The 5,095-nt window shown below is 71.6% G+C and carries 1 pseudogene; it reads right to left on the bottom strand.

What is annotated here, in order from left to right:
* Window positions 1–5,095, bottom strand: a pseudogene (locus AQJ54_RS45915) (hypothetical protein); the annotation flags it as partial.

Raw genomic sequence — 5,095 nt, 5'->3', positions numbered from 1 at the left:
GGCCGCGCGTCCAAGCCCCTCGCGCCCAACACCTGCGCACCTATCCGCGCGGGTACTCGGTCAGGCCGGTCCGGCAGTGAGAACTCCTGAATCGTCTGTGCCAGATTCTCGGGCATCTCCGGGCCGCCGGCGGCCGGTGCGGAGAACCGGAGGTACATCTGGTGGTGCGGGGGCTGCCAGGCGTTGCCGTGCAAACGCGTGAGGGTCTCGTGGCTTCCGGAGAACGGCGCCAAGTCCGTGTGCACCCAGTGGTACATGTCCACGAAGTCGCCGTCCAGGGCGTCGTTCAAGGTGTCCGACGGAACGGCCCGGCCGTCACCGGCGACGTTGGCGGAGTAGTCGCGGAGGATCTGGCTGATGGTCGCTTCTCCGGCGAGCACGCGCCACGCGATGACCGCCTTGAGCAACTGCCGGTCCAGCACGGCCGCATCGGCGTCCCGCGGTACGGGCATGACCCGCCGCAGCGCCTCGAACAGCGGCGCCACAGCGCGCGGCCTGGCCTGGCGCGCCACGACGCCGCGCGCCCTGAGCGCATCGGCCAGGTTTTGACCCCCGTGCTCGGCAAGGACCTCCCGCACCTGAAGAGGACCGTAAACGGCCTGGCCGATCTCCTCCATGAGGCGCTCGACCGTCAATGGACGCCGTCTGGATGCCACGTACTCGCCGATCAGGGCAACGTGGAGCCTCGTCGCAAAAGCTTTCACGTCCGGGGCGCCGGCAAACCGCTTCGCGATCGCCGTCTCATGGCCCTCCACGACGTCCTGGAAGCCGTCGATCTCGACCAACTCACCCAGTCCCGACCGTCGGCCGGTGAAGAGCAGCGCGGCCCGCCGATCGGCGGCGATCGCGTCCTCTTCCCACGTGCCCTGCCGCGGCGGCACGGGGTCAGCGGCCCTCTCAGGTGCCTCGGTCATCACCTCGTCCGAGTCGCTCTCCTCGTCCGAGCCGATCTCCTCGTCGGAATCAGCGTCCTCACCCGAGCTAGCCTCCTCGCCCGAGTCGGCGTCCTCGTCCGAGTCGGTCTCCTCGTCCGAGCCGATCTCCTCGTCGGAATCAGCGTCCTCACCCGAGCTAGCCTCCTCGTCCGAGTCGGCGTCCTCGTCCGACGACTGGCTCTGCGGCGCCTCTTCGTGTTCCGGTTCCTGCCGTGGTTCCCACCCCGATTCCTGGTCCTGCGGCGCGTCAGCCACGGGTTCCACGCCGGGATGCGGCGCGACGGTCTGAGGGGCAGGCGCCGTCGGCGCCGAGTCGGCGTCGTTCGGGCCGACGGGGCGGGGGTCCGCGGTGACATCGGCGGCGACGACCAGCAGGTAGGGCAGGTCGTCGGCGTCCTGGAACCGTCCGACCGATTCGACCCGGACCTCGGTGTCCCACGGGAACATCGCCTGCCGCTGACCGGGACGGCCCGAGGCGAACGACACATCGCGCACCGCCGAACGCCTGACCTGCACTACCACCCGGGGGCGGCCGTCGCCGCCGTCGGGCAGCAGCGCCAGCGCGTCCTCCAGACTGCGCACGGGCGTCTCGATGGCCGGAATTGTGATCAACTCCGGCACGACGAAGGCCGGCTCGGGCCCCTCGCCGGGCAGGCGTAGCCAGATGTATACCGGCTGGTCCTCGGGCAGGGCGGGCAGCACGTCCAACGCCTCGGCCAGCATTCCCCGGTGCAGCGGCAGCGACTGCCGTACCGCACCGGCCAGTTCGCCGGCTCGCCTGACCAACTGCTCGCGCGCCGCGGGGTCCTGGGTCATCCGGCTCAGTTGTTCGAACTCGTCGTCCTGCATGAGCAGGTACGGGAAGTCCCGCGAACCGTGCGCCAAGCTCTCGACCATCGCCTGCAGCTCCGCGCCGAGGGCGTCCTCGGCAGGGAGGACGTCGTTCACGGCCGCATCGTCGCCGACCATCCGCAGCAGATGGTGGTCGGTGCCATGCGTCGCCAGGGACAGTGCGGTCAGGTGTGCCGGCAGCAGACGGCTCATCACTGAGACCGGGTGCGTGGACAGCCACGTACGCAGCGCGGTCCACCGCTCGGCCCAACTGTCCGCGCCCATCTGGTCCGCCAGGCCCGTCGGAATCGGCGGCACTTGCCCTGCCGACGGGACGAGCATCCTCATCGCTCCGGCAAGCCCCTCGGGCAGTGTGAGTCCGCCGGTGGTCTGCGCGGCGAATTCGGACGGGTACATCCGGTGGTGCGGCGGCAGCCACGCGTCGCCGTAACGTTCGGTGAGAGCGCGACGACCCCTGGTGAACGGTTCCAGGTTCCCGCGCACCCAGCCGTAGATGTCGATGGCGTCGCCCAGGAGGGCGTCCCGCAGCGTGTTCCAGGCGACGCCCCGGTTGTTCGTGTCGTTGCCCACGACATTGACCGAGTAGTCGTGGAGGATCTCGGCGAGCGTGTGTCCCATGGCCCCGCGCCTCGCGATCTCCGCCGCCAGCAACGGCTTTTCGTCGATGGCGGTGGCGCCCTGCCCGCCGAGCGCGACGCGGCGATATGCCGCGAACAGCAGCGCCATGCTGCGGTAAGGAGCGCCGCCGACCAGGATGCCGCGTTCCGCGAGGTACGCCGCTCCCCGCTCGTCGCCGGTGACGGCATCGTCGGAGCCGATGCGGACGGCCGCGTCGATCGCGTTCATCACGTCCACGAGCGTCGGCTGTGCCGGCACATTCACCTGATAGCCGGCCCGGGTCAGCGCGGCGGCGAACCGCAGCGCAGCGTCGCGCAGCACGGGGTCGCCCGCGAGGGCGTCGAAGACCGCCCGCTCGTGCGCCTCGGCGATGCCCTTCCAGGAAGGGGATGCGAACAGCATGCGGCGTCCCGCCCGGCGGCCGCCGAACGGAAGGCCGGCCCGTACGCGGTGGGCCGACGCCGCCTGCCCGGCGACTGTCAGCCACTCGGCGGTCGCGCCGCCTGGCGTGCCCTGGTTATAGACGTCCGGTGTCATGGAGCCGGGGTATTGAATCGTCCCCGCGTCGCCGGTGGGTCCGACGACTGCGCCGCCCGCGCGCCGGTGCGCCGCGTACTGGGCCACCGACCGAACATCGGAGGCGCCGCCATCGGCGGCGTAGCAGACCAGAAGCAGCAACGGCAGGGACGCCGGATCGAGACCGAGTTCCCGGCTCACCTCGTCCGCCCAGACGCCGCTTCTGCCGCCGCTTACGAAAACGGCTCCTTCAGGGCCGTAGCCCCGCCTGAACCCCGGCTGTCCATGGCCGGCGCTGACGAGGAAGGTCGGTCGGCGGCCCTCGGTGTACCAGGGGGTGACCGGGGCCATGACTACCGCGGAAACCGTGCCGTCCGGCCCCTTGACGAGGTACAGCGGGACGCGGTGCAGATTGCGGTAGACGGCAGCCCGCCGGAGCCAGTCCACGCTGCCGAAGGTGGCCTCGCCGTAGGGCATTCCGTGCTCGGTCGTGAACCGCCGACTGATGGGCGTCTGCCGCCATGCCGGCCCGGAGTTCCGGCCGGCCGGCTCCAGGGGAACGACGACGTATTGCTGCCCCGACGCCGTCTGTGCCGGTTGCGGCTTCCCGGGGCGCAGCAGCGCGCCGTCGGGGAAGAACACCTGTGCGCCCGGGTGCCGCCCGAAGGGCCCGGCCGCCCGCGCCTGATCCGCCCTGTCCACCCGGAACACGACCGGCAGCCCCGAACCCATCAGGCGGGCGGCGCGGAGCGCCTCGTCGACCGCCGCCCGGCCGTCCGAGGTCGCCTGGAACAGGCCGGGAAGCCGTACCAGCCCGGAGTCCTCGACGTACGCGGTCGGCACCGGCCCGGCCCACCACACCTGCCCGCCGGCCTCGGGCAACGTCAGCAGCGCCCGGCGCGCCATCTCCGCGAGTTGCGCCAGCTCGGCCACCAGGCGGTCCGTGGCCACGACGTTGGCCAGCCAGTCCAGGTACGCCGGCGCGTATCCCACGTTCCGTACGAGGTCGGCCACCAGTGGTTCGCGCAGCAGCACCAGTGCCACCTCGTCGGCCGACGCTCTGCCGTTGAGCCGTCCGAGCCGTTGCCGGATCAGCCCGCGCAGCACCTCCCTGCCGTTCGCGGCAGCCGTCACGTCCGGGTGCATCAGCGCCGCGTCGTCTCCGCCCAGCAGGTACAGGGCGATGAGGTGACCGGGGGGCGGAGCACCCCGGTAGAAGGGGCGGTGCTCCCGCATCCACTGGATGAACGCTCTCCGGCGCTGCCACCAGGCGTCCTGGTCCCGCCCGCCCAGGGCGTACCGGACTGAACGGTCCGTGAGGTCGGTCCTCAGATCGTCCACCGTCACCGCCCGCACACCGGGAACCTGCGGGTCCAGCAGGGGCTGCGCCCACTGGGTGAACCTGATCTCGTGCGGGAAACGCAGCAGATCGGGATCGTTGCCCGTGGGTTGCAGCAGGAACGGCACGAGACCGTGGAACTCCGCGACGTCGGCCTCCACCGAGTCCGCCGACCTCAGATCCGGTTCCATCCAGCGGGGTGGAACTGAGTCGTCCTGGTCGATCACGCCGACGCGCTGGGCCGCGCCGAACACGTCCGCCAGCGTCAGCTCCCCCCGCATGGTCATCCACCCGGCCAACGCGTTGCGGAAGCCGATGGCCGTCGCGTCCCGGTCGCTGTAGTCGCCGACCGAAGCTCCGAGGGACGTGACGCCGATGCGCTGATGGACGAGCAGCATCGTCTCGACCGACTGGATCAGTGCCTCCCGTTCGGCGGACTGGACCTCGGGGACCGGATATCCCAGCGCGTGCAGCTTGGTGGTCAGCGCCGGTTCCGGGCGCGGCGCCCGAATGTTCCACTGGGCGGCGTAGAACGCCGTGCCCCGGGCTACGGCGTCCATGACGGCTGCCAGCGTGGGCGGCCGCTGCCCGTTCTCCTCCCCCACCACCAGCAGCGCGTCCAGCGCCTGCGTCAGCGCCTCGGCGGTGCCGGCGCCCGGCGGGAAGAACGGCACCGCGGCCTCGTCCGGAGCGATCTCGGTCACGGCCTGGACGAGCGCCTTCAGGGTGGCCTGCGCGGCCCGCCGCCACACGGGATCGGCCGCAACGGCACGGCCCACGGCCCGCTCGTACGCGGTCGCCGCGGCGAGCCACGCGCTCCGGTCGTCGTCGCCCG

This window comes from Streptomyces griseorubiginosus (assembly GCF_001514195.1).
Lineage (GTDB): Bacteria > Actinomycetota > Actinomycetes > Streptomycetales > Streptomycetaceae > Streptomyces > Streptomyces griseorubiginosus.
The sequence above is the reverse complement of the archived record's forward strand: the minus strand, read 5'-3'. Positions and strand labels throughout refer to the sequence as shown.